The organism is Actinomycetospora aurantiaca, from assembly GCF_037401875.1.
Lineage (GTDB): Bacteria > Actinomycetota > Actinomycetes > Mycobacteriales > Pseudonocardiaceae > Actinomycetospora > Actinomycetospora aurantiaca.
In genome coordinates this window covers 53,317-75,742 of record NZ_JBBEGN010000010.1, presented here as the reverse complement: position 1 = coordinate 75,742, position 22,426 = coordinate 53,317, and the positions used below count along the sequence as shown (strand labels likewise).

Below are 22,426 nucleotides of genomic sequence, written 5' to 3'. Positions count from 1 at the left end.
CACGTCGGGCCCCGCACCGACGACGCGGTGCGGGGCCCGAGGTGGATCAGGCGGGCGGGCGCCTACGTGCCCTGCACGGCCAGCGGGAGCTCGACGCGCACGTCCGGGTGGAGCCGGACGTGCACCGAGTGCGACCCGGTGGTCTTGATGTGGCCCGCGATCTCGACGAGACGCTTGTCGAGGTTCGGCCCGCCCGCGGACTTGACCGCGGACACGATGTCGGCGGGGCTGATCGACCCGAACAGCCGGCCGCCCTCGCCGGCCGCCTTGGCGGCCACCGTGACCTTGCCGAGACCCTGGATCTCGCCGGCGACCTCGCGGGCGTGGTCCAGGTCGCGGATCCGCTTGCCCTCCTGGGTGCGGCGGATCGTCTCGACCTGCTTCATCGCGCCGCGGGTGGCGACGATCGCCAGCCCGCGGGGCAGGAGGAAGTTGCGCCCGTAGCCGTCCTTGACGTCCACGAGGTCGCCCGGGCCGCCGAGGTTGGCGACGTCGGCGGTGAGGATGAGCTTCATCGCGTGGTCCCTTCCCCTAGCGCGCGGTCGACGTGTAGGGCAGCAGCGCCATCTCGCGCGAGTTCTTCACGGCGACGGCGACGTCCCGCTGGTGCTGCGAGCAGTTGCCCGAGACCCGGCGGGCGCGGATCTTGCCGCGGTCCGAGATGTACTTGCGGAGGAGGTTGGTGTCCTTGTAGTCGATCAGCTGGTTCTTGTCCTTGCAGAACGCGCAGACCTTCTTCTTGGGCTTGCGCACCGGCGGCTTCGCCATGGTGTCTCTATCTCCTGGTCGAAATCTGGGGAATCAGAAGGGGGGCTCGTCGTCGTACCCGCCGCCGCCGGACGAACCGGCCGCGGGCGCGGAGGCCCAGGGGTCGTCGGCCGAGCCGGACTGGCCACCGCCGTACCCGCCACCGCCGCCGGAGTAGCCGCCGCCGTTCCCGGCGCCGTAGCCACCCCCGCCGCCACCCTGCCCGCCGCCGGAGCGGCTGGCCTTGGTGACCGACGCGGTCGCGTACCGCAGCGAGGGGCCGACCTCGTCGACCTCCAGCTCGATGACGGTGCGCTTCTCCCCTTCACGGGTCTCGAACGAGCGCTGCTTGAGCCGGCCCTGCACGATCACCCGCGCACCGCGGGTCAGCGACTCGGCGACGTTCTCCGCCGCCTGCCGCCAGATGTTGCAGCGCAGGAACAGGGCTTCCCCGTCCTTCCACTCGCCGCTCTGGCGGTCGAAGGTGCGGGGGGTCGACGCGACGGTGAAGTTCGCGACGGCGGCGCCGGACGGCGTGAACCGCAGCTCCGGGTCGGCGGTGAGGTTGCCGACCACGGTGATGACGGTGTCGCCGGCCATCAGCTCGCGCCGGCCTTGCCCCGGCGCGTCGCGGCGGCCGGGTCGCGGCGCATGACCTTGGTGCGCAGCACCGACTCGTTCAGCGCGAGCTGCCGGTCCATCTCCTTGATGGTCTTCGGCTCGCAGTTGACGTCGAGGACCGCGTAGATGCCCTCGGCGTTCTTCTCGATCTCGTAGGCGAGACGCCGACGGCCCCAGACCTCGACGTTCTCGACCGTGCCGCCGTCGTTGCGGATGACGTTGAGAAACGTCTCCAGCGACGGGGCCACGGTGCGCTCGTCGAGACTCGGCTCGAGGATCACGACCATTTCGTAGTGGCGCACGAGAACCACTCACCTCCCATGGGCTGGCGGCCACGGACGATCCGTGGCAGGAGGGAACTCGGTCCGCCCAGTCTACGGGCGACCCCGTGGACGACGACGGGCGGGCCGGGGAGACCCCGACCCGCCCGTGAGCAGTCCCTCGTGGACCAAGACGCAGCTCAGCGCCGAGTGGTTCCCATCATCTCGGTCTCGTCCGCCTCCACGCGGGCGGCCGGGAAGCCGACCGCGGGGGACTGCGGCGCCTCGCCGTGCACCGCGGTGAGCTCCTCCATGGATGCGACCGTGTAGTAGTCGTCGTCCTTCGGCTCCTTCGCGACGACGGGGGCGACCGGTCCCGGGGCCGGGGAGTTCGAGGCGGCCGCGCTCGCGGCCCGGCGCAGCACCATCGAGCGGACGACGAACGCGGCGACGCCGGCCAGGGCCAGCACCGCGAGCATCACCGGCACGCCCATACCCCCGGACAGGCCGTCGACCGGCAGCGCCTGGACCTGGCTGGCGGTGGTCACGGCGCTGGCGGGGTCGTAGCCGAGGTACGCGGGCGCCCCGGCCTTGAGGCCCGGGAAGGCGGAGCCGAGCAGCTGGCCGGGGTCGTAGGCCGGGAGCCCGGCCGGGGCGGACCCGGGCGCCGCGGCACCGAGGAACGAGGACGGCAGCGCGTTGAACGACGGCGCGAACGCGGGGGCGGCGGCGGCCAGCGCGGCCGGCGGCAGGGCCGGGGCCGGCGGGACCGCGGCGCGCGGCAGGGGCGCGACGGCGGCGGCGGACGGAGCGGCGGCGGCCGACGGGGTCTGCTTCGGCGCCCCGTTGCCGAGGACCGTGGCGCTGCCCTGCTCGAGCGCGCCGGCCAGCGGAGCGGCTTGCGGCACCGCGGAGGCCACACCCGCCGTCACCGGCTCGACGACCTTGACCTGCACCTCGCACAGCAGCCCGGTCAGCGGCCGGGTGATCGACTGCAGCGGCCCGGCCGCCTTGGTGATCGGGACCAGGAAGGGCAGACCCAGCGGCGGGTCCACCTTCACGGAGTCGCCCGGGTTGACCGTGACCGTCTGCCCGCACCGGGCCGGCACGACGTCGCCCGGCGCGGCGGGCGCCGCGGACGCGACGCCCCCACCGAGCAGCAGGGCGCCGGTGAGGACACCTCCGGCCGCAGCGACCGACACCAGACGCGAGAACCGCGCACCCATCAGCAGACCCCTTCTCACACCTACGCTGCCCGGCCGTCGGATCCCTCGGCACGCATGCCCCGTGCGCCGCGGTGGGACCGACGGTCGAGTTCCCCAACGACCCACTGCTCCGGAGGTGACGCGGCGGTCACCGGTCCGTCACGGACGGACGACCGCGCGTGCGGGCCGGCCTGGGCCGGCCGGGCTCACTTCCGCCCGGATCGGGTGGTGACGACGGGTCCGGGGTCGTCGGCGGGCGGGGCGGCGGCGCCGTCCGGGACCGCCGGGAGCCCGCGCCGACGCACGAACCAGCGGGCGTCCGGCGCCCCGTCGAGCACCCCGCCGTCGGGATCGGCCCCCGGGCGCGTCGGGCCGGGCCGCCCGGCCCGCCGCCGGACCGGGTCGAGCTCGGGGCGCAGCACGGTGCGCACGATCAGGACCGCGACCACGACGACGGCGAGGTCGCGCAGCCCCACCGCGGCGTGGAACCACGGCGCCGGGAGGCCCTTGTTGTTCGTGCCGAGGTAGTAGTACATCCGCGGCACCCAGACGAACGCGTCCAGGGCCATCCACGCGAGCAGCGGCTTCCAGCGCGGGTAGGCCAGGACCGCGAGCGGGATCAGCCACAGCGAGTACTGCGGGCTCCACACCTTGTTGGTCAGCAGGAACGCCGCGACGACCAGGAAGGCGACCGACGCGAGCCGGGGCCGCGTCGGGGCACGCCAGACCAACAGCGCGACCGCCGCGCAGGACAGTGCGAAGAGCACCGCGGTCACCGCGTTCAGCACGCTCGGGGTCTGGCCCGGGGCGAGCGTTCCGTCGAAGCCCGCCCAGCCCGTCGACGCCGCCACGATGTTGTAGAGCGAGTCGGGGTCCGCCGCCCGCGTGGAGTTCAGCCGGAAGAACTCCCACCACCCGGCCGGGGCGAGGACCGCGACCGGCGCGTTGACCACCGCCCAGGACGCGACGCCCGTGACCGCCACGGTCCACCACGGACGCATCCGCCCGGCGCGCAGGCACAGCAGCAGCAGCGGGAACAGCAGGAAGAGCGGGTAGAGCTTGGCCGCGGCCCCCAGTCCGAGCGCGAGACCGGCGAGGCCGGGTCGTCGTCGGGACCACGCGAGCATGCCCAGGGTCGCGCCCGCGACGGCGAGCGTGTCGAAGTTGGTGAAGGCGTGGACCGCGACCAGCGGCGACGTCGCGGCGATCGCGGCGTCCCACGGCCGTCCCGGCCGGAGCCGGACCATCGCCCAGATCACGCCGAGCCACGCCAGCGCCAGCCAGAAGGCGGACAGGTCGAAGTACACGACCACCGGCAGGGCCGAGGGCAGCCCGACGGCGAGCCAGCCCGCGGCCAGACGGGCGTTCGCCCACTGGAAGAACCCGGTGAGCACCGGGTACTCCATGTACCGGACCTGCGTGGTGCCGTCCTCGCGCTGGTCGACCCAGGTCGTCACGTACGGCACTCCGCCGGAGTCCAGTCGCTCGGCGGTGTAGAGCGGGACGGTGTCGGAATAGCACATCGCCACGTACTGGCGGCTGTCGCGCCAGTCCAGCTGGAGCTGGCCGGAGTCGTCGGCGTACTGCTGCAGGCACGGCGACTTCGCGAACCAGCCGAGGGCCAGCACGATCGTCGCCAGCAGCAGCACGACCCGCAGCGGGGTGAAGAACGCGGCGCGCCCGACGACGGCGTGGGCCCCCACCGGGCCGCCGATCGCACCGGACGCGGCCCGCACGAACCCGTCGTCGTGCGCGGGCAGCACGCGCGAGGACGCGTCGAGCGACTCCGGGTCGTGCGCGCGACTGCGCGTCGGGGGAGCGTCAGCGGACACGCAGGTCAGCCGCCGCCACGGTCTTCGAAGAAGTCACCGAACGGGTTGTCGTTCCCGTCGCCGTCATCTCCGCCGTCGTTGCCCTGGTTCTGGCCGTCGTTCTGGCCGTCCTGGCCGTTCTGGCCGTTCTGGCCGTCGCCGTTGTTCTGGCCCTGGCCGTCGCCGTAGTTCACGCAGACGCCGTCGACGCAGTACTGGCCGTTGTTCTGGCCGTCCGGGTTGTTCGGGTCGGGCGTCGGCGTGGCGGGCGCGGGCGGGGCCGGCGGCGTGCCGATCGCCTTGAAGTCGGAGAACTGCTCCACCGGCTCGCTGCGCAGGGCCTGGTTCATGAACCGCTGCCAGATCTGGCCCGGCACGCCGCGCCCGTAGATCGGCTTGCCGTTGGACGTCTTGATCGGCGAGTTGTCGTCGGTGCCGACCCAGACCGCCGTCGACATCTGCGGCGTGTAGCCGACCGTCCAGGCGTCGTTGTTCTGGCCCTCCTGGGAGGACTGCACCGTGCCGGTCTTGGTCGCCACCGGGCGCCCGCCGGACAGGCCGATCTGGGAGTGCGAGGCGACGTCGAGCATGGACTCGGTGACGTTGCGCGCGAGCTGCTGGCTCATGCGCTGCTCCACGGCCGGGACCCCGCCGTCGAACAGGATGCGCCCGTCGGCGGTCGTCACGCGGGTGACCATGTGCGGGCGGTGGTACTGCCCGTCCGCGGCGAAGGTCGCGTAGGCCGAGGCCATGTCGCCCGGGCGGACCTCCTTATCGCCGATCGAGATACCGCCGGTCGCGCCCTCGAGCGGCGCCGACACACCCGCCTGGTGGGCGGCGTCGGCGACCTTCTGCGGCCCGACGTCCACACCCAGCTGGTAGAAGACGGTGTTGATCGACAGCGTCATCGCCGTCTTCAGGTCGCAGTTGGCGCAGCTCTCGCCCTCGGAGTTCGCGATCTTCGTGCCGGCGATCTCCCGCGGGGACGACCCGTCGAAGGTCTTGCCCAGTCCGATCGGCGGGTTCTGCTCGAGGCCGGCGAGCAGCACGAACGGCTTGAACGACGACCCGGGCTGGCGCTTGGCCTGCGCGTAGTCGAACCCGGAGCCGTCCTTGCCGCCGTAGTAGGCCTTGATCGCCCCAGTCTGCGGCTCGACCGAGACCAGCGACGTCCGCAGGTTCGCCGGCTGGCCCTGCAGGGTCCTCGCCGCCGCGTCCGCGGCCTGCTGCTGGAGCTTCGGGTCCACGGTCGTCTCGACCTTCAGGCCCTCCTGGTTCACCTGCTGCTCGGTGATGCCGTAGGAGGCGAGCTCGTCCTTGACCGCGGACACGATGTGACCGCGGTCGTTGTCCGGGATGCCGGAGCGCCGCTGCGAGGGCGGGATCGTCGTGGGGAACACGGCGGCCTGGCGGTCGGCGCGGGCGAGCCAGTTCTGGGCGACCATGCCGTCCAGGACGTAGTTCCAGCGCTGCTGCGACCCGCCCCGGTCCACCGCCGGGTCCCACTTCGACGGCGCCTGGATCAGGCCGGCGAGCATGGCGCCCTCGGACGGGTTCAGCGTGGCGACGTCGCGGCCGAAGTAGGCCTGCGACGCCGCCTGGATGCCGTACGCGCCGCGGCCGAAGTAGATCGTGTTCAGGTAGTTCTCGAGGATCTGCTCCTTCGACTGCTCCTGGTTGATCTTCGCCGCGATGACGACCTCGCGGTACTTGCGCCAGTACGAGTACTCGTCGCCCACCAGCACGTTCTTGACGTACTGCTGGGTGATCGTCGAGCCGCCGCCGACCCCGCCCTGCGCCTGATTCCAGGCCGCGCGGGCGATGCCGATGGGGTCGAAGCCGTAGTTGGTGTAGAAGCTGCGGTCCTCCGCGGAGGCCACCGCGTGCTGCACCGGCAGCGGCACCTGGGACAGCGGCACCTTGATCCGGTTGCCCTCGGCCTGGGTGAGGCTCGCGAGCGGCGACCCGTCGGCGTAGGCGATCGTCGCGACCTGGTTGTTCGTCGCGTCGTCCGGGCTGGGGATGCGGAAGAAGACCCAGCCGACCGCGAACGCCAGGATCGGGCCCAGCACCAACAGACCCACCAGGACGTACACCACCCGCCGGATCCGGCGGCCGCGGCGCTTCGGGTCCGGCCCGGCCCCGTCGTCGTCGCCACCTCCACCGCCGCCGCGGGGCGGCGTGCCCGGGGGAGGGGTCCGGGTGCCGGTGCGTCCCGGGGCGGCGGTGCCCTGCACGACGTCGGTCGCCGCGGTCGGCGCGGTCCCGGGTCGGGCGCCCACCCGCGTGCCGCCGGCGGCTCGCGTCGGGGCGGAGGCCGTCGCGGCGGTGGCGAGCGGGCGGGACGCGTCGTGGGTCAGCAGCCGCGGCTCCGGGCGCTGCTCGCCCTGGGGGCGGCGCGGCTCGGCGACCGGAGGACCGACCCGGGTGCCGTCGGGGCCGGCCCCGTGCCCGTTCCCGACGGCGGGTGCGTCCGGGCCGGGCCGTCCGGCCGGCCGCGCCGGGCCGCCCCGGGGCGCCGGGCCCTGCGGGGGGCGGCCGTTCGGCGCGGGCGCCTCCGGCGGGCGTCCGTTCGGGCCCGGGGCGCGGGACGGCGGGACGGCCGACCAGCCGGGCGGGAGGCCCTGCGGCGGGCGCGGGGCCGCGGTGGTGGCGCGCGCGGGGGGCACGGAGCCACCGACGGGACGACGGTCTGCTCGACGGTCGTCGGTCACGTGGCGCCTCCAGGGGACGGCTGGTCCGGCAGCAGGACGAGCCCGGCCACGTCCGCCGTCACGACGTCAGGGCGAGGCCGTACGACGCCGACGGCGGCCCGAGCCCGAGGCGTCGTCCGCTCCCAAGACGTAAGACTGTACGAGGTGGTTCCACCGGCACGTTCGGCAGACCTCCACGACGTGCACGGTGAACTCGCCGGCCGCGTCGTCCAACCGAGCGATCTCCTCGGCCGAACGGGCGGACCCGGACACCGGACCGAGCCGTTCCGAGAACACCCACGAGACGTTCGTGAGCTCCTCCCGGCGGCAGATCGGGCACGGCGTCGTCGTGGCGGTCCCGTGGTACGAGGCGGCCTGCAGCAGGTAGGTCCCGGCGTCGCACGCGTCCTCGACCGAGGAGCGACCGGCGGCCACGTCGGCGAGGTGCGCGCGGCGCTGCAGCGCGTAGTCGACGACCTGCCGCGGGTTCCGCACGCGAACCAGCGTAGCCAGCGCGGGGCGCCCGCGCGCCGGGTGCGTTGTGACGAGATCGTCGGGACCCCGACCGCGATGTATCGGCGCGATATGGTCGACGGTCGGTGGCGTCGGGAGGGAGAGGAGCGGGGAGTGCTCGAGCTGGCGGTCCTCGGTCTCCTGCGTGAGGCGCCGATGCACGGCTACGAGCTGCGCAAACAGCTCCACGCCCGCCTGGGTTCGCTGCGCCCGTTCTCGTGGGGTTCGCTCTACCCGACCCTGCGGCGGCTGCAACGGGCCGCGCTGATCGCGGAGCAGGAGCCGACGGCGGTCGCGGCCGGGACCGCGTGGGGGCGCCAGGGCCGGCGCAGCCGCCGGGTCTACGAGATCACGGCGGAGGGCAAGGACCGGCTCGACGAGCTGCTCGGCGAGGCCGGACCGCAGGCGTACGACGACGACGCGTTCGGCGTGCACCTGGCCTTCTTCTCCCGGACCCCCGCCGAGGTGCGGATGCGCATCCTGGAGGGACGCCGCCGTCGCGTCGAGGAGCGGCGCGACGGACTGCGGTCGACGATGACCCGGGCCGGCGAACAGATCGACCGGTACACCCGCGAGCTGCACCGCATCGGGCTCGACACCACCGAGCGCGAGGTGCGGTGGCTCGACGAGCTCATCGACCACGAGCGGTCGCTCGACCGGGGTACCGACGGACCGACGGGCTGACGACCCGCCGTCGTGAGCAGGACATCGAAACGAAGGAGTACATCCATGGGTCAGGTCCGTGTGGCCGTCGTCGGCGTGGGCAACTGCGCCGCCTCGCTGGTGCAGGGCGTCACGTACTACGCCGAGGCCGACCCGGCCGCCCGCGTGCCGGGTCTCATGCACGTCGACTTCGGCGGCTACCACGTCCGCGACCTCACGTTCGTGGCCGCGTTCGACGTCGACGCCAAGAAGGTCGGGCAGGACCTCGCGGAGGCGATCACGGCCAGCGAGAACAACACGATCAAGATCGCGGACGTGCCGCCGACCGGCGTCATCGTCCAGCGCGGGCACACCTACGACGGCCTGGGCCGCTACTACCGCGAGACGATCACCGAGGCCGACGACGAGCCGGTGGACGTCGTGGCCGCGCTGCGCGAGGCGCGCGCCGACGTGCTCGTCTCCTACCTCCCGGTGGGCTCGGAGGAGGCGGACAAGTTCTACGCGCAGTGCGCGCTGGACGCGGGCGTCGCGTTCGTCAACGCCCTGCCGGTGTTCATCGCCTCCGACCCGGAGTGGGCCCGGAAGTTCACCGAGGCCGGGGTGCCGATCGTCGGCGACGACATCAAGTCCCAGGTCGGGGCCACCATCACCCACCGCGTGCTGGCGAAGCTCTTCGAGGACCGCGGCGTGCACCTCGACCGCACGATGCAGCTCAACGTCGGCGGTAACATGGACTTCAAGAACATGCTCGAGCGCGAGCGCCTGGAGTCCAAGAAGACGTCGAAGACCCAGTCGGTGACCTCGCAGGTCGAGCGCGACATTGGCAAGGACAACGTCCACATCGGCCCGTCGGACCACGTGCCGTGGCTCGACGACCGCAAGTGGGCCTACGTCCGCCTCGAGGGCCGCGCGTTCGGCGACGTGCCGCTGTCGCTGGAGTACAAGCTCGAGGTCTGGGACTCCCCGAACTCGGCCGGCATCATCATCGACGCGGTGCGCGCCGCCAAGATCGCGCTGGACCGGGGCATCGGCGGGCCGCTGCTGGGCGCCTCGTCGTACTTCATGAAGTCCCCGCCCGAGCAGTACCGCGACTCGGTGGCCTACGAGCGGGTCGAGGCGTTCATCCGCGGCGAGGACTGAGCCCGCCCCCCTGTACGCCGTTGAGCGAAGGGCCCGTTCGGTCGAGTAGACGGGCCAGGGGCGCCCCTCGCCAGTCGACTCGACGCCGCGGTCGGTCGAGCGAAGGGCGCCTCCGGTCGAGTAGATCGACCGAAGGGGCCCTTCGCTCGTTCCGCGTCAGACCACGACGACGGCGGGTCGGGGGCGCAGCCGTGCCTGCTCGAGGGCGGCCCGGAGCTTGCGGCGGACCGCCGCCGGGTCGTCCCGCAACTCCTTCGGCGTCACCGGGACGACGATGATCCCGGCGGCGATCATCTCGGCCTGCCGGCGCATCGTCGCGTCGAACGTCGCCAGATCGGCGTGGTGGGCGAACGAGTGGAGCTCGATCGCGAGGGCGACACCGTCGAGGAAGCCGTCCGCGACGAACTTCTCACCGTTCGGCAGGCGGAGCGGGACGTTCCAGCGGATCTCCGCGAACTCGGGCATCGCCCGCACCATCTCGCGGAGCCAACCCTCCGCGGCCGAGCGGATGCCGTCCTCGAGCTCCACGACGACCTGGCGGACGAGGGCCGCCCCACGACAGGAGCCGGCCTCGAGCTCCGCGCGCAGGGCCGCGACGGTGACCATCCGCCGTTGAACCGCCTCGCACAGGAGAGCGCGTACGTCGTCGACCCGCATGAGCCTCCGGGCGGCGTCGATCAGGGCCCGCACCAGTGGCGCGCACCGGATGCCGTCCCGGATCACCGGTCTCGGTGGTATCCGGGCCGTGCGCTCGACGAGGAGGAAGCCCTCGGAACGTCGCCGGCGAGCATGGGGCAGGAGGACGTGGACGTGGTCGTGATCCGGCACCCGGTCGAGGCCGTACAGCCGACAGGCGGCGAGACCGGTGACCATGGCCTCGTCGCCGGCCACGAGCAACGCGGCGACGAGCCGTTGGTGGACCGTCAGGACGCCGCGGACCAGGGCGACGAGGCCCTGGAGCGGATGCCACCACATCCCGCCGGTCTTGCGGCAGCGGAACGCGATGGTGCTCGACGGGACACCGAGCGCGAGAAGAGTTCGGACGAGGATGAGGTTGGACGGGGCGGCGTCGGACACCGCGTTCCAGTCGACCTTGGCACGTTGGGGCACACACAGGCTGACGCAGCCCGCCCCGGTCCGGATCCATCTCCGTCGGCGATGGGCACCGATCGACGGCTCTATTGAGCGAGGGGGCCCTTCGCTCACTCGGGACCGCACGGCGCCGCCGTTGGCGAAGGGCGCCCACGACCCGTCTATCCGACTGATGGGGCCCTTCGCTCGACCGGGGCGACCGGCGGCGACCGGGACGAACGGCGGCCGAGGGCCTACGGGACCACGTTCACCAGACGGCCGGGGACCACGATGACCTTCTTCGGCTCCGCGCCCCCGAGGATCTCGGCGACCTTCTCGTCGGCCAGGGCGGCCGCGCGGATCTCGTCCTCCGACGCCGTGGTCGGCACCGTCATCCGGGAGCGCACCTTGCCCTTGACCTGGATCGGGTAGACGACCGACTCCTCGACCAGCAGGGACTCGTCGGCCACCGGGAACTCCGCGTAGGCCAGCGACCCGGCGTGCCCCAGCTTCGACCACAGTTCCTCGGCCAGGTGCGGGCACAGCGGCGAGAGCATCAGCACCAGCGGCTCGGCCACCGAGCGGGGGCACCCGCCGTCGGGATAGGTCTTCGTCAGGTGGTTCGACAGCTCGATCAGCTTCGCGGCCCCGGTGTTGTAGTGCAGGGCCGGGAAGTCGGTGCGCACGCCGTCGATCGTCCGGTGCAGCAGCCGCAGGGTCTCGTCACCCGGCTCGGCCGAGGACACCCGCAGCGACCCGTCCTGCTCGTCGACCAGCAGCCGCCACACGCGCTGCAGGAAGCGCTGCGACCCGACGACGTCGCGGGTCGACCACGGGCGCGAGGCCTCCATCGGGCCGGTCGACATCTCGTAGAGCCGGAAGGTGTCGGCGCCGTAGGTGGCGCACATCTCGTCCGGGGTCACCACGTTGCGCAGCGACTTGCCCATCTTCCCGTACTCCCGGGACACGGGCTCGCCGTTCCACGTGAATCCGCCGCCCTCGGCCTCCACGACCTCCTCGGCCGGCACGTACACCCCGCGCGCGTCGGTGTAGGCCCACGCCTGGATGTAGCCCTGGTTGAACAGGCGGCGGAACGGCTCGGACGCCGACACGTGGCCGAGGTCGAACAGCACCTTCTGCCAGAACCGCGCGTAGAGCAGGTGCAGCACCGCGTGCTCGACGCCGCCGACGTAGAGGTCGACGCCGCCCGGGTCGGCCGGGCCGAACACGTCGGGACGCGGGCCGAGCCAGAACCGCTCGACGTCGGGGTCGACGAAGCGCTCGGTGTTGGTCGGGTCCAGGTAGCGCAGGTGGTACCAGCACGAGCCGGCCCACTGCGGCATCGTGTTCGTCTCGCGGACGTACTCCGCCCACGCCCGCTCCGGGTCGGAGGCGAGGTCCTCGGAGAACGCCACCCACTCGCCGGCGCGGGCCAGCGGGGACTCCGGGGACGAGTCGCGGTCGTCGGGCGCGAACGTCTTGGGCGCGTACTCGTCCACGTCGGGCAGCAGCACCGGCAGGTCGGAGTCGGGCAGCGCGCGCGGGATCGAGGGCCCGCCGTCGGTCTCGCCGCCGGCCGCGTAGGCCACCGGGAACGGCTCGCCCCAGTAGCGCTGGCGGCTGAACAGCCAGTCGCGCAGCTTGTACTGCACGACCGCCTCGCCGTCGCCCCGCCCGGCCAGCCACGCGATGATCGTCGACTTCGCCTCGTCGACGCCGAGCCCGTCCAGTGAGATCTCGGAGTTCGCGGAGTTGATGGCCGCGCCCGCGCCGGTGTAGGCCTCGCCGTCGAAGTCCTCGGGCGGCTGGACGGTGCGCGTGATCGGCAGGCCGAACACGGTCGCGAAGTCCCAATCGCGCTGGTCCTGGCCGGGCACCGCCATGATCGCGCCGGTGCCGTAGCCCATCAGCACGTAGTCGGCGACGAACACCGGCAGCGGCTCGCCGTTCACGGGGTTCGTCGCCCACGCGCCGGTGAAGACGCCGGTCTTGTCGCGGGCCTCCTGGCGCTCCAGGTCGGACCGCGACGCCACCACGCGGCGGTACCCCGCGACCGCGTCGGCGGGCGTCTCCGCCCCGCTCGTCCAGCGCCCGTCGAGCTCCTCGCCGGTGCCGGGCTGCGGCCAGGCGGCGGGCAGGATCGCGTCCACCAGCGGGTGCTCCGGCGCGAGCACCAGGTACGTCGCGCCGAACAGCGTGTCCGGGCGCGTCGTGAAGACCTCGATCGGCTCCGGGGAGCCGGCCACGGCGAACCGCACCGACGCACCCTGCGAGCGCCCGATCCAGTTGCGCTGCATCGCCTTGACCGACTCCGGCCAGTCGACGCCGTCCAGGTCGTCGGCCAGGCGGTCCGCGTAGGCGGTGATCCGCATCATCCACTGGCGCAGGTTGCGCCGGAAGACCGGGAAGTTGCCGCGCTCGGAGCGCCCGTCGGCGGTGACCTCCTCGTTGGAGAGCACCGTGCCCAGCGCCGGGCACCAGTTCACCGGCGCGTCGGCCAGGTAGGCCAGGCGGTGGCCGTCCAGGACGCGGTCCTGCTCCGGTCGCGTGAGCGCGTCCCACGACCGCCCGTCGGGCAGCCCTCGGGTCCCGGCGGCGAACTCCGCCTCCAGCTCGGCGATCGGCCGCGCCCGGTTCTGCGCGACGTCGAACCACGAGCCGTGGATCTGCAGGAAGATCCACTGCGTCCACCGGTAGAACTCCACGTCCGTGGTCGACACGGACCGCCGCTTGTCGTGCGCCAGCCCCAGACGGCGGATCTGCGCGCGGTAGCGCTCGACGTTCGCCTCGGTGGTGGTCCGCGGGTGCGTCCCGGTCTGCACCGCGTACTGCTCCGCGGGCAGACCGAACGCGTCGAACCCCATCGTGTGCAGCACGGTGCGCCCGGTCATCCGCAGGAACCGGCCGAGCACGTCGGTGCCGATGAAGCCCAGCGGGTGCCCGACGTGCAGCCCCGCACCGCTCGGGTACGGGAACATGTCCATCAGGTAGTACTTCTCGGCCGGGTCCAGCGTCCCGCCGTCGGACAGCGGGCCGGAGGGGTTCGGCGTCTCGAACGTGCCCTCGGCCTCCCACCGGTCCTGCCAGCGGGCCTCGATCTCGTTCGCCAGCGCGGCGGTGTACCGGAACGGGGGCACGGCGGCCCCGGGAGTCTCCCGCCGGGCGACGTCGGGCTGGGCGGTCACGGCGTTCCTCCTGGTCACCACTGGCCTCCGGCGCGATCGACAGCCGGGGCGGGGCCGGGTCCCCGAGGGACCGGCGATACGACGATCGAGCCTACTCTGGGGCCATGGTCGTCCCCGTGCTGGCCGCCGTGCTCATCGTCGCCGCCCTCGCCGTCGGTGTCGTGGGAGTTCTCGCCGCGACGCAGCGGCTGCCCCGCAACCGGGTGATCGGCGTGCGCACCGGCTGGACCATGGCCCGGATCGACGCGTTCCGGCGCGCCAACCGCGTGGCGGCCCCCGCCTTCACCGGCGCCGGCGCGCTGGGCCTCGTCGCGGGCGTCGGGGCCCTGCTCGCTCCCGTGCCGGCCGCCGCGGTGACGCTGCTGGTCGTCGGGGGACTCGGCCTGCTGGTGCTGCTCGGGGTCGGCGGCACCGTCGGCGGCCGCTACGCGGAGGCCGACCGCGTGGCCACCCTCGAGGCGGAGAACCGTCCCGCGCAGCCCTGCTCGATCCCCGTTCCCGACGACGGCTGTGGTCCGGAGGCGTCCTCGTGCGCCGGCTCCTGCGCGATCTGCCCGCGCAGCAGTTCGTAGCTCACCAGCCCCAGGAGCCCGGGCCGCCCTTGAACGGCCCCACCACGTCCGCGGTGATCCACCCCCCGTAGAAGCCGCCGGGCTGCGGGGTGACCCGCTCGCCGTCGAGGGTGATCTCGTCGAACGGGGCGGGGTACAGCGACACGCGGTCGGCGAGCTCCGGGTAGGTCGCGCTGACGTCGCCCTCCGGGTACCACCACCCGACGTCGGACAGGGTCGCCCCGGGCCACGTCGTCCCCCCGTCGCTGCGCTCGCCCAGGATCACGTCGACGTACCGCGCCGTTCCCTTCCACTCACACACCGTCCGCCGCTGCGCCGGGCGCAGCACGCCGTCGGCGAACGCGGTGCGCGGCAGGTAGAACGTCGGCGGGTGGCTGGTCTCGAGGACCCGCACCATGTCGTCGGTGTCGACCACGACCGTGCCCGCCTGTGTGATCACGCACCGGCGCCCGTCCCGCTCCGCCCGCGGCGGTCGCGGGTAGTCCCACACCGACTCCTGGCCGGGCCCCGGGGTGTCACGCGTGATCCGCACGGGGTCCGACGCTACGCCGGACGGCCGGGAGCGGCTCAGTTCCGCGACGGCTCCGACACGTGGGTCGCGAGCAGCGCGAGCGGCACGCCCTGCCGGCGCAGCACCCCGCCCCAGAGGTCGTAGCGGGCCGGAGCGAGGACGTCGTCGGGCAGCGCGGGCACGACGTACCAGTCCCCGCGGGCGATCTCCCCGGCGAGCTGGCCGCGGTCCCACCCGGAGTAGCCGGCGAACACCCGCAGGCCGCGCACCCGCGGGGCGAGGGCCTCCGGGTCGCCGTCGAGGTCCACCAGCGCCACCGGCCCCCGGACCCCGACCACGCCCGCCGTCGCACCCGGGTCCTCCCCGGTCCGCAGCGCGGCCAGGCACAGCGCGGTCTTCTGCTCCACCGGGCCGCCGACGAACACCGCGCTGGGCCGCGAGGTGTGCGGGCCCCAGGTCGGCAGGACGTCGGACACCGCGACCTCGCTGGGCCGGTTGAGGATGACGCCGAGCGTCCCCTCGCGCCGGTGGTCGATCACGAACACGACCGTCCGCGCGAAGTTCGGGTCGGTCAGCGAGGGGGCGGCGACCAGGAGGGCGCCGGCCTCGACGGAGTGGGCCGACCGTTCGGCTGGCTCGTCGCGCGTTCCCTCGGCCACCGCCCCATCGTGGCACCACGGTCGGCCGGCGGTCAGCCCGCCCGCCCGGCTGCGCGGACCTCACACCCGCCTGGCGGACACGGCCGCCGCAGCGCCCTCCCGGCCCTCCCGGCCCGGACCGCGAGCCGCGTAGCGTGCGGTGTCGTGCTCCCGCCCGACCGGTCGCCGGCCCCGCGACCCGAGCGCACCAGCCGTCGGGACCTGGCCGCGCAGCCCGGTTTCCTGCGGCTGCTCGCGATCCGGCTCGGGGCGCAGTTCGGCGACGGCGTCTTCCAGGCCGCGCTGGGCGGGGCGGTGCTGTTCAACCCGGAACGGCAGTCCGACCCCGTCCTCGTCGCGCTCGGACTCGCGGTGGTGCTGCTCCCGTACTCCCTGGTCGGACCCTTCGCGGGCGCACTGCTCGACCGCTGGGACCGCCGCCGCGTCTTCGTCGTCGCGGGCGCGGTGCGCGCGGTGCTCACGCTGGTGACCGCGGCGGTGGTCGCGGCCGGGGTCACCGGCCCGGCGCTCTACCTGGGGGCGCTGACGACGATCGGGGTCAGCCGGTTCGTCCAGGCAGGGCTGTCCGCGGCGTTGCCGCACGTGGTGGCCCCCCGGCGGCTGGTGGCGGCGAACTCGCTGGTCACCACCAGCGGGGCGATGGCCGCGGCCATCGGCGCGGCGTGCTCGTTCGCGCTGACCGGGCTGATCGGCGCCGGCGACGAGCAGTCCGGCATCGCGGCGGCGGCGTCGGTGGTCGGGTCGGTCGTCATCGTGGCCGTGGCCGTCGGGTTCGCCCGCGGCTCGCTGGGCCCCGACGACCCGTCCGAGGCGGCCCAGGCGCTCAAGGCCGTCGCGCTCGGGCTCGCCGACGGTGCCCGCGCCGCCCGCGAGGCGCCCGGCGTCGTGGCCGCGTTCTGGGCGGTCGCCGCACACCGGCTGGCGTTCGGGGTCGCGACGCTCGTGATGCTCCTGCTGATGCGCAACGGCCTGTCCGACTGGGGACCGCTGCAGGCGGGCGTCGCCGGGCTCGGGGAGACCGTCGTCGCCGCGGCCGCGGGGCTGGGGGTCGCGGCCGTCGTGACGCCGTGGCTGACCTCGCGCATCGGCCGGCCGGCGACCGTCCGGGTGATGCTCGTGCTCGCCGCGGTCTCGCTGCTCGCCCTCGGCCTCCCGATGACCCTCCCGACGATCCTCGCCGCGGCCTTCCTGCTCGGGCTCGTCGGCCAGGCGATCAAGCTGTGCTCGGACGCCGCCGTGCAGCGCGAGGTCGACGACGCCCGCCGCGGCCGCGTCTTCGCCCTGTCCGACACCGTCTTCAACGTCACCTACGTCTCGGCCGTCGCCGTCGCGGCCCTCCTCTGCCCGCCCGACGGGCGCTCCGTGGCCCTGGTCGTCATCGCGGCCGGGCTCTACGTGCTGGGGCTGGTCGTCCACGAGATCGCGCTGCGGCGCGGCGTGCCGGTCGGCGACACGCGCGGCCCGGACGGCGGGGCCGCTCAGGGCGGCACCCAGCCCGGGGCGCCCTCGCCGATCACCGCGTCCGCCACCCCGTCGGAATCGGTGTCGGCCAGCAGCACGTCCCAGCGCCCGGCCACCGACGAGGCGTAGGCGTCCTCGGACCGGCCGTCGCCGTCGCGGTCGACGAGCAGCTGGTCGGCCCGGCCGTCGCCGTCGAGGTCGCACACCGTCTCGCGGGTGGCGGCGTCCTGGTCCACCTCCGCGGACCCGCCGTCGGGAACGCCGTCGCCGTCGGTGTCCCGGTCGGCCCGCACCGTGCGCGTCCGACCGCCCCCGTCGACGTACCCGACGTCCACGCGGCCGTCCCAGACGCCGCGCCCGGAGGGATCGGTGAAGGCGCGCTCGGGGCGCCCGTCGTCGTCGAGGTCGAGGACCGCCCGGTCCGCCGTGCCGTCGCCGTCGGTGTCCCACAGGGCGTCGTCCACCCGGCCGTCGCCGTCGAAGTCGAGCGCCACGGCGTCCGGCGCGGCACCGGCCAGGGCCAGGTCGGCCGCCGAGGAGTGCCGGTGGACCGGACCGGTGCCGGTCCCGAACCGATAGGTGATCACACCCCTACCGACGGCGCCCGGCGCCGATCGGTTCCCCGATCAGGACCCGAGGATGCCCTCCGCGCGCGCCCAGGCCAGCAGCTCCGCCTCGGCCTGGTCGCGGTCGAGCGGGCCCTGCTCGAGGCGCACGTCCTTGAGGTGCCGCCAGGCCTTCCCGACGACGGGTCCGGGCTCGACCCCGAGGAGCTCCATGATCGCGTTGCCGTCGAGGTCGGGACGCACCCGCGCGAGGTCCTCCTGCTCGGAGATCCGCGCGATCCGCTCCTCGAGGTCGTCGTAGGTGCGCTGCAGGGCCGCGGCCCGCCGCTTGTTGCGGGTCGTGGAGTCCGAGCGGACCAGCTGGTGCAGCCGGTCGAGCAGCGGTCCCGCGTCGGTCACGTAGCGCCGGACGGCGGAGTCGGTCCACTCGCCCTTGCCGTAGCCGTGGAAGCGCAGGTGCAGGAACACGAGCTGGGAGACGTCGTCGATCAGCTGCTTCGGGTAGCGCAGCTCGCGCAGCCGCTTGCGGGTCATCTTCGCGCCGACCACCTCGTGGTGGTGGAAGCTGACCCGCTGGCCCGGCTCGACCCGCCGCGTGGCGGGCTTGCCGATGTCGTGCAGCAGCGCGGCCAGACGCAGGGTGAGGTCCGGGCCGTCGGTCTCCCGGTCGATCGCCTGCTCCATGACCGTCAGCGAGTGCTCGTAGACGTCCTTGTGCTGCGCGTGCTCGTCGATCTCCAGGCGCATCGCCGGGACCTCCGGCAGCACGACCTCGGCCAGCCCGGTGTCGACCATCAGCTCGATCCCGGCCCGCGGGTGCGCCCCGAGCACCAGCTTGGTCAGCTCGGCCTGGACCCGCTCGGCGGTGATGCGGGCCAGCTGCGAAGCCATCGCCGTCATCGCCTCGTGCACCCGCGGCGCGACCGTGAAGCCGAGCTGGGAGACGAAGCGGGCCGCGCGCAGCAGGCGCAGCGGGTCGTCGTCGAAGGAGCGCTCGGGCTCGATCGGCGTGTCCAGCACGCCGCGCGCCAGCGCCGCGAGCCCGCCGCAGGGGTCGACGAAGGTGCGGTCGGGCAGCGAGACCGCCATCGCGTTCGCGGTGAAGTCCCGCCGCACGAGGTCGCCCTCGACGGTGTCGCCGAACGCGACCACCGGGTTGCGGGACACGCCGTCGTAGGAGTCCGCACGGAAGGTGGTGACCTCGAGCGTCACGCCTTGGCGCGCCAGCCCGATCGTCCCGAACTCGATGCCGGTGTCCCAGACCGCCTCCGCCCAGCCGGAGACGATCTTCTTGACCTGGGCCGGACGGGCGTCCGTGGTGAAGTCCAGGTCGCTCGACAGCCGGCCCAGCAACGCGTCGCGGACGCTGCCACCGACGAGGTAGAGCCGGTGTCCGGCGTCGGCGAAGCGGCGGCCGAGCTCGTCGGCGACGGGCGAGTAGCGCAACAGCTCCACCACCGCAGTCTGACCGGCGTCGAGGCCCTCGTGCTGCTCGTTTCCGGCGTTCCCGACGACGGGTGGGACGGTCTGGGCTCCTCCGGGCACGGCGGGACAGCCTATCGCGGGGTCGGCGTGCACCACCCGGGCGGGCGGCGGGTGCCCGGGCCTCGTCGCCGCCCTTCGGGAGCCCGTCCGCCGTACCATCACGGAATGCCCCCGTCCCCGCGCCGACCCGCCGACCGCCGTCGGCGCGGCCCGCGGCGGCGCATGCGGACGGTCGACGAGTTCTCCGCGGGCGGCCTGGTCGTGGACGTCGAGCACGGCTGCGCCGCGCTGATCGGGCGCCTCGACCGGCGGGGGCGGCTGCTCTGGTCGCTCCCCAAGGGCCACATCGAGGAGGGCGAGACCGCCGAGCAGGCCGCGGTGCGGGAGGTCGAGGAGGAGACCGGCATCATCGCGGCCGTGCAGGCCCCGCTCGGCAGCATCGACTACTGGTTCGTCGCCGAGGACCGCCGGGTGCACAAGACGGTCCAGCACTTCCTGCTCTCGGCGCACGGCGGCGAGCTCTCCGACGAGGACGTCGAGGTCACCGAGGTGGCGTGGGTCCCGCTGACCGAGCTCGGCTCGCGCCTGGCCTACGCCGACGAGCGCCGGCTGGTCCGCCTGGCCGCGGAGATCCTGGAGGAGTCCGCGTGATCGCAGGAGGGGCCCGCCGGACCCTCCTGTACGTCGTGGTCGCCGCGGTCGCGGTGCTCGCGCTGCTGCCCGTCCCCGCCGCGGCCGCGCCGCGGCAGGCACCGACGGGGGGCGTGATTCTGGACGTGGACGCCGCGCCGCGGGTCGTCGGGCCGGAGACCACCGAGGTGACGATCACCGGTCGGGTGGCCAACCGCGGGCCGGTCCCGGTCCGCGACCTGGGGGTCCGCGCCCAGCGGGGGGCCGCGGTCGCGACCGACCGGGAGGTGGACCGGGCCCTGAGCGGGGCGATCTCGCCGGACCCGGCCGGCTCCACGCAGCCGTTCACCCCGGTCGCGGGCGTCCTCGACCCCGGGGAGGAGGTGCCGGTCGCGCTGCGGGTGCCCCTCGCCGCCCTCGCGCTCCCCGGGCCGGGGGTCTTCCCGCTGGTCGTCGAGGTGAACGGCACGCCGGGCACGGGTGCGGCCCCCGCGCGGGTCGCGGCGCTGCGCTTCCTGCTCCCGGTCGCCGGGCTCCCCGGCCGGCCCGCCGCCGTCCCGGCACCGGGGACCGTCTCCCTGCTCTACCCGCTCTCCGACCGGCCCCGCCGCCTGGCCGTGACCCCGGGCAGCCCGACGCTGCTCGCGGACGACTCCCTGGCGGCCTCGTTCGCGCCGGACGGCCGCCTCGGCGGGCTGGTCGCGGCCCTGACCCGCTCCGCGCCGCTCGGGAGCCCCGCCGCGGCCGCCACCTGCCTGGCCGTGGACGCCGACCTCCTCGAGACCGCCCGCGACATGAGCGCCGGCTACCAGGTCACCAGCCCGACCGGCCCGCGCCCCGGGGCGGGCGCCGAGGCCGCCGCGCAGTGGCTCGCGGCGGTGCGCGCCGCCGCCCCGGGCCGCTGCGTGATCGCGCTGCCCTACGCCGACGCCGACCTCCTGGCCACCAGTCGCGGGAACATGAGCGACCTGACGACCTCGGCGCGCACCCTGGGCGAACGGCGGACGGCGGAGCTCCTCGGCGTCGGCCCGGTGCCGGACGCGACCGTGCCGGCGGGCGGCCTGCTCGACGAACGCAGCCTGGCCGACCTCGCGGGCGGCGGCGCACGCGCCCTGGTCGTCGACGGCGCGACGCTCACCGGCGGCGTCCCGCCGGGCGGCACCGGGCGGTTCGCCGGCGGCGACGGCGGCACGCTCGCGGTCGCCACCGACCCGCTCGCGGCCCGGGCCCTCGCCGCGGACCCCGCTCCGGGCGGCGGCACCGCACCCGCCCGCGGTGCCCTCGCGACCCAGGACGCGCTCGCCGTCACGACCCTGCGCTCGCTGGCCGGACCCGACCAGCCGCCTGCGCCGCCCCGTACGACGGTGCTCGCCCCGCCCGCCGACTGGGAGGTCGACCCGGCCGCCGCCGGGGCGCTCCTCGCCGGCCTCACCGAGCTCGCGCGGCGCGGGCTGGTGACCCCGGTCGACGTCGGCACCCTGGTGGCACGGGGAGCGGCGGCCGCCGCCCCGCCGACGGTGGCCCTGGGGCCGGGCGACCGCGTGGCCGTCTCGGACCGGTCCCCGGCCGTGCTGGACGAGATCCGGGCCGTGCGCGACGACCAGCGCGACCTGCTCGCGGCGAGCCGGCAGGACCGCGCCGGGGCCCCGACGCCGTCCGACTACGTGACCCCGCTCACCGGAGCCCTGCTGCGCAGCCTGTCGGCGGCCGGCCGCGGCGACCCGGCCCTGCAGCGGGCCGCCGCCGACGACGTGGCCGCGCAGATGCGGACCCTGCGCTCGATGGTGCGCGTGATCCAGCCCGCGGGGACCTACTCGCTGGGCTCCAGCGACGCACCGCTGCTGCTCACCGTGGAGAACCAGCTGCCGGTGGCGGTCGACGTGACCGTGGCCCTGGCGCCGACGCCCGGGGTGCGGGCCTCCCCGGTACCGGTCCGCCAGGTGCCCGCCTTCGGCAGCTACCAGTTCCAGGTGGCGCTGGACGTCGAGCGGGCCGGCCCGTTCACCATCGACGCGACCGCGCGCACGCCCGGGGGAGAAGCGCTCGGTCCCACGGCTCGTCTGCTGCTCCGATCGACCGCCTACGGCACGATCACGGTGTGGTTGACCGCGTCCGCAGCCGTCGTGCTGGTGACCCTGGCGAGCCTCCGGGTGGCGCTGCGGGTCCGGGCGGCGCGCCGCGACCGGCGGTCCCGGCGCAGGCGTCGGTCCACGACGCCGACCGACGGGGAGCAGCCGACGGACGGGACGGGGACGACCCCGGACGCCGACCGTCCGCTGCAGGCCCGGTGAGCGGCCGCCCGGGGCGCGGGGACCCCGGCTCCGACGCAGCGTCCGACGCCGCCCCGCCCGACCCGGACGAGTACGTGGTCGTCCCGCCGCCCCCGGCGCCGGCGGACGACCGCATGCCGCGTCGCCCGCCACCCGGCAACCCCGAGCACCTCGACCGGGAGGCGCCCGCCGAGGACGCGAGCACGCGTCCGACCACCCGCCCGGGCGCGCCGGCCCGCCCCGGGGCGCCCGGCCCCGTCCCGGGCCCGCCCGCCGGCCCGCCCCCGCTCGGCGGGTCGCACCAGCCCCCCGGCCAACCGGCCGGCCCGCCCCCCGGCGCGCGACCGGGCCCCCCGCCGCACC

General features: G+C 74.7%; 20 protein-coding genes. 6 read left to right on the top strand and 14 right to left on the bottom strand.

Annotated elements, in window-relative coordinates:
• Positions 1–62: 62 nt before the first annotated feature.
• From rplI to WCD74_RS19625, 8 genes are all read right to left on the bottom strand, one after another.
• Positions 63–515, bottom strand: coding sequence for a 50S ribosomal protein L9 (gene rplI / locus WCD74_RS19660; RefSeq protein WP_337696566.1), 453 nt, complete (start codon positions 513–515; stop codon positions 63–65).
• 16 nt (positions 516–531) lie between these two features.
• Positions 532–768 carry a 30S ribosomal protein S18 gene (gene rpsR / locus WCD74_RS19655; protein WP_018330393.1) on the bottom strand — a complete coding sequence of 79 codons (237 nt, stop codon included), beginning with the start codon at positions 766–768 and terminating at the stop codon, positions 532–534.
• 33 nt (positions 769–801) lie between these two features.
• Positions 802–1,347, bottom strand: coding sequence for a single-stranded DNA-binding protein (locus WCD74_RS19650; protein WP_337696565.1), 546 nt, complete (start codon positions 1,345–1,347; stop codon positions 802–804).
• Positions 1,347–1,679, bottom strand: coding sequence for a 30S ribosomal protein S6 (gene rpsF, locus WCD74_RS19645; protein WP_337696564.1), 333 nt, complete (start codon positions 1,677–1,679; stop codon positions 1,347–1,349). Before rpsF ends, WCD74_RS19650 begins: the two co-directional genes overlap by 1 nt.
• A 149-nt stretch (positions 1,680–1,828) precedes the next feature.
• Positions 1,829–2,854 carry a hypothetical protein gene (locus WCD74_RS19640; RefSeq protein ID WP_337696563.1) on the bottom strand — a complete coding sequence of 342 codons (1,026 nt, stop codon included), beginning with the start codon at positions 2,852–2,854 and terminating at the stop codon, positions 1,829–1,831.
• Positions 2,855–3,039: 185 nt separating this feature from the next.
• Entirely contained in the window at positions 3,040–4,665 is a 1,626-nt protein-coding gene (locus WCD74_RS19635) for a glycosyltransferase family 87 protein (protein ID WP_337696562.1), read from the bottom strand.
• 5 nt (positions 4,666–4,670) lie between these two features.
• Positions 4,671–7,313, bottom strand: a complete 2,643-nt coding sequence (locus WCD74_RS19630; protein ID WP_337696561.1) for a transglycosylase domain-containing protein — start codon at positions 7,311–7,313, stop codon at positions 4,671–4,673.
• 111 nt (positions 7,314–7,424) lie between these two features.
• Positions 7,425–7,832 (bottom strand): DUF5318 family protein, encoded by a 408-nt coding sequence (locus tag WCD74_RS19625; protein ID WP_337696560.1) that lies wholly within the window; start codon positions 7,830–7,832, stop codon positions 7,425–7,427.
• Positions 7,833–7,964: 132 nt separating this feature from the next.
• On the opposite strand from WCD74_RS19625, the gene WCD74_RS19620 reads away from it, so the two are divergent.
• Positions 7,965–8,534 (top strand): PadR family transcriptional regulator, encoded by a 570-nt coding sequence (locus WCD74_RS19620; RefSeq protein ID WP_337696559.1) that lies wholly within the window; start codon positions 7,965–7,967, stop codon positions 8,532–8,534.
• A gap of 45 nt (positions 8,535–8,579) precedes the next feature.
• Positions 8,580–9,653: an inositol-3-phosphate synthase gene (locus WCD74_RS19615; protein WP_337696558.1), complete on the top strand. Its 1,074-nt coding sequence runs from the start codon at positions 8,580–8,582 to the stop codon at positions 9,651–9,653.
• Positions 9,654–9,809: 156 nt separating this feature from the next.
• Here WCD74_RS19615 and WCD74_RS19610 read toward each other — a convergent pair whose 3' ends face one another.
• Both WCD74_RS19610 and WCD74_RS19605 read right to left on the bottom strand, forming a co-directional pair.
• On the bottom strand, positions 9,810–10,763 hold the full coding sequence (locus WCD74_RS19610) for a putative endonuclease domain-containing protein (protein ID WP_337696557.1): 954 nt from the start codon (positions 10,761–10,763) through the stop codon (positions 9,810–9,812).
• 215 nt (positions 10,764–10,978) lie between these two features.
• Positions 10,979–13,909, bottom strand: coding sequence for a leucine--tRNA ligase (locus WCD74_RS19605; RefSeq protein WP_337696556.1), 2,931 nt, complete (start codon positions 13,907–13,909; stop codon positions 10,979–10,981).
• A 104-nt stretch (positions 13,910–14,013) separates the two neighbouring features.
• Here WCD74_RS19605 and WCD74_RS19600 point away from each other — a divergent pair, with 104 nt between their 5' ends.
• Positions 14,014–14,481: an SdpI family protein gene (locus tag WCD74_RS19600; protein WP_337696555.1), complete on the top strand. Its 468-nt coding sequence runs from the start codon at positions 14,014–14,016 to the stop codon at positions 14,479–14,481.
• Position 14,482: 1 nt separating this feature from the next.
• Here the strand turns inward: WCD74_RS19600 and WCD74_RS19595 are convergent, their stop codons facing one another.
• Positions 14,483–15,013: a DUF427 domain-containing protein gene (locus tag WCD74_RS19595; RefSeq protein WP_337696554.1), complete on the bottom strand. Its 531-nt coding sequence runs from the start codon at positions 15,011–15,013 to the stop codon at positions 14,483–14,485.
• A 35-nt stretch (positions 15,014–15,048) separates the two neighbouring features.
• Positions 15,049–15,651, bottom strand: coding sequence for a YqgE/AlgH family protein (locus WCD74_RS19590; protein WP_337696553.1), 603 nt, complete (start codon positions 15,649–15,651; stop codon positions 15,049–15,051).
• Between the two features lie 144 nt (positions 15,652–15,795).
• On the opposite strand from WCD74_RS19590, the gene WCD74_RS19585 reads away from it, so the two are divergent.
• Positions 15,796–17,241: an MFS transporter gene (locus tag WCD74_RS19585; protein WP_337696552.1), complete on the top strand. Its 1,446-nt coding sequence runs from the start codon at positions 15,796–15,798 to the stop codon at positions 17,239–17,241.
• On the opposite strand, the gene WCD74_RS19580 is transcribed toward WCD74_RS19585, so the two are convergent.
• Together WCD74_RS19580 and WCD74_RS19575 are read right to left on the bottom strand one after the other, a co-directional pair.
• A complete protein-coding gene (locus WCD74_RS19580; protein WP_337696551.1) occupies positions 17,130–17,699 on the bottom strand; it encodes a hypothetical protein in 570 nt (189 codons plus the stop codon). The genes WCD74_RS19585 and WCD74_RS19580 overlap by 112 nt on opposite strands.
• A gap of 39 nt (positions 17,700–17,738) precedes the next feature.
• Positions 17,739–19,136, bottom strand: a complete 1,398-nt coding sequence (locus tag WCD74_RS19575) for a CCA tRNA nucleotidyltransferase (protein ID WP_337696673.1) — start codon at positions 19,134–19,136, stop codon at positions 17,739–17,741.
• 192 nt (positions 19,137–19,328) lie between these two features.
• Here WCD74_RS19575 and WCD74_RS19570 point away from each other — a divergent pair, with 192 nt between their 5' ends.
• Positions 19,329–19,814, top strand: a complete 486-nt coding sequence (locus WCD74_RS19570) for an NUDIX hydrolase (protein WP_337696550.1) — start codon at positions 19,329–19,331, stop codon at positions 19,812–19,814.
• Positions 19,811–22,084, top strand: coding sequence for a hypothetical protein (locus WCD74_RS19565; protein WP_337696549.1), 2,274 nt, complete (start codon positions 19,811–19,813; stop codon positions 22,082–22,084). Before WCD74_RS19570 ends, WCD74_RS19565 begins: the two co-directional genes overlap by 4 nt.
• Positions 22,085–22,426: the final 342 nt, after the last annotated feature.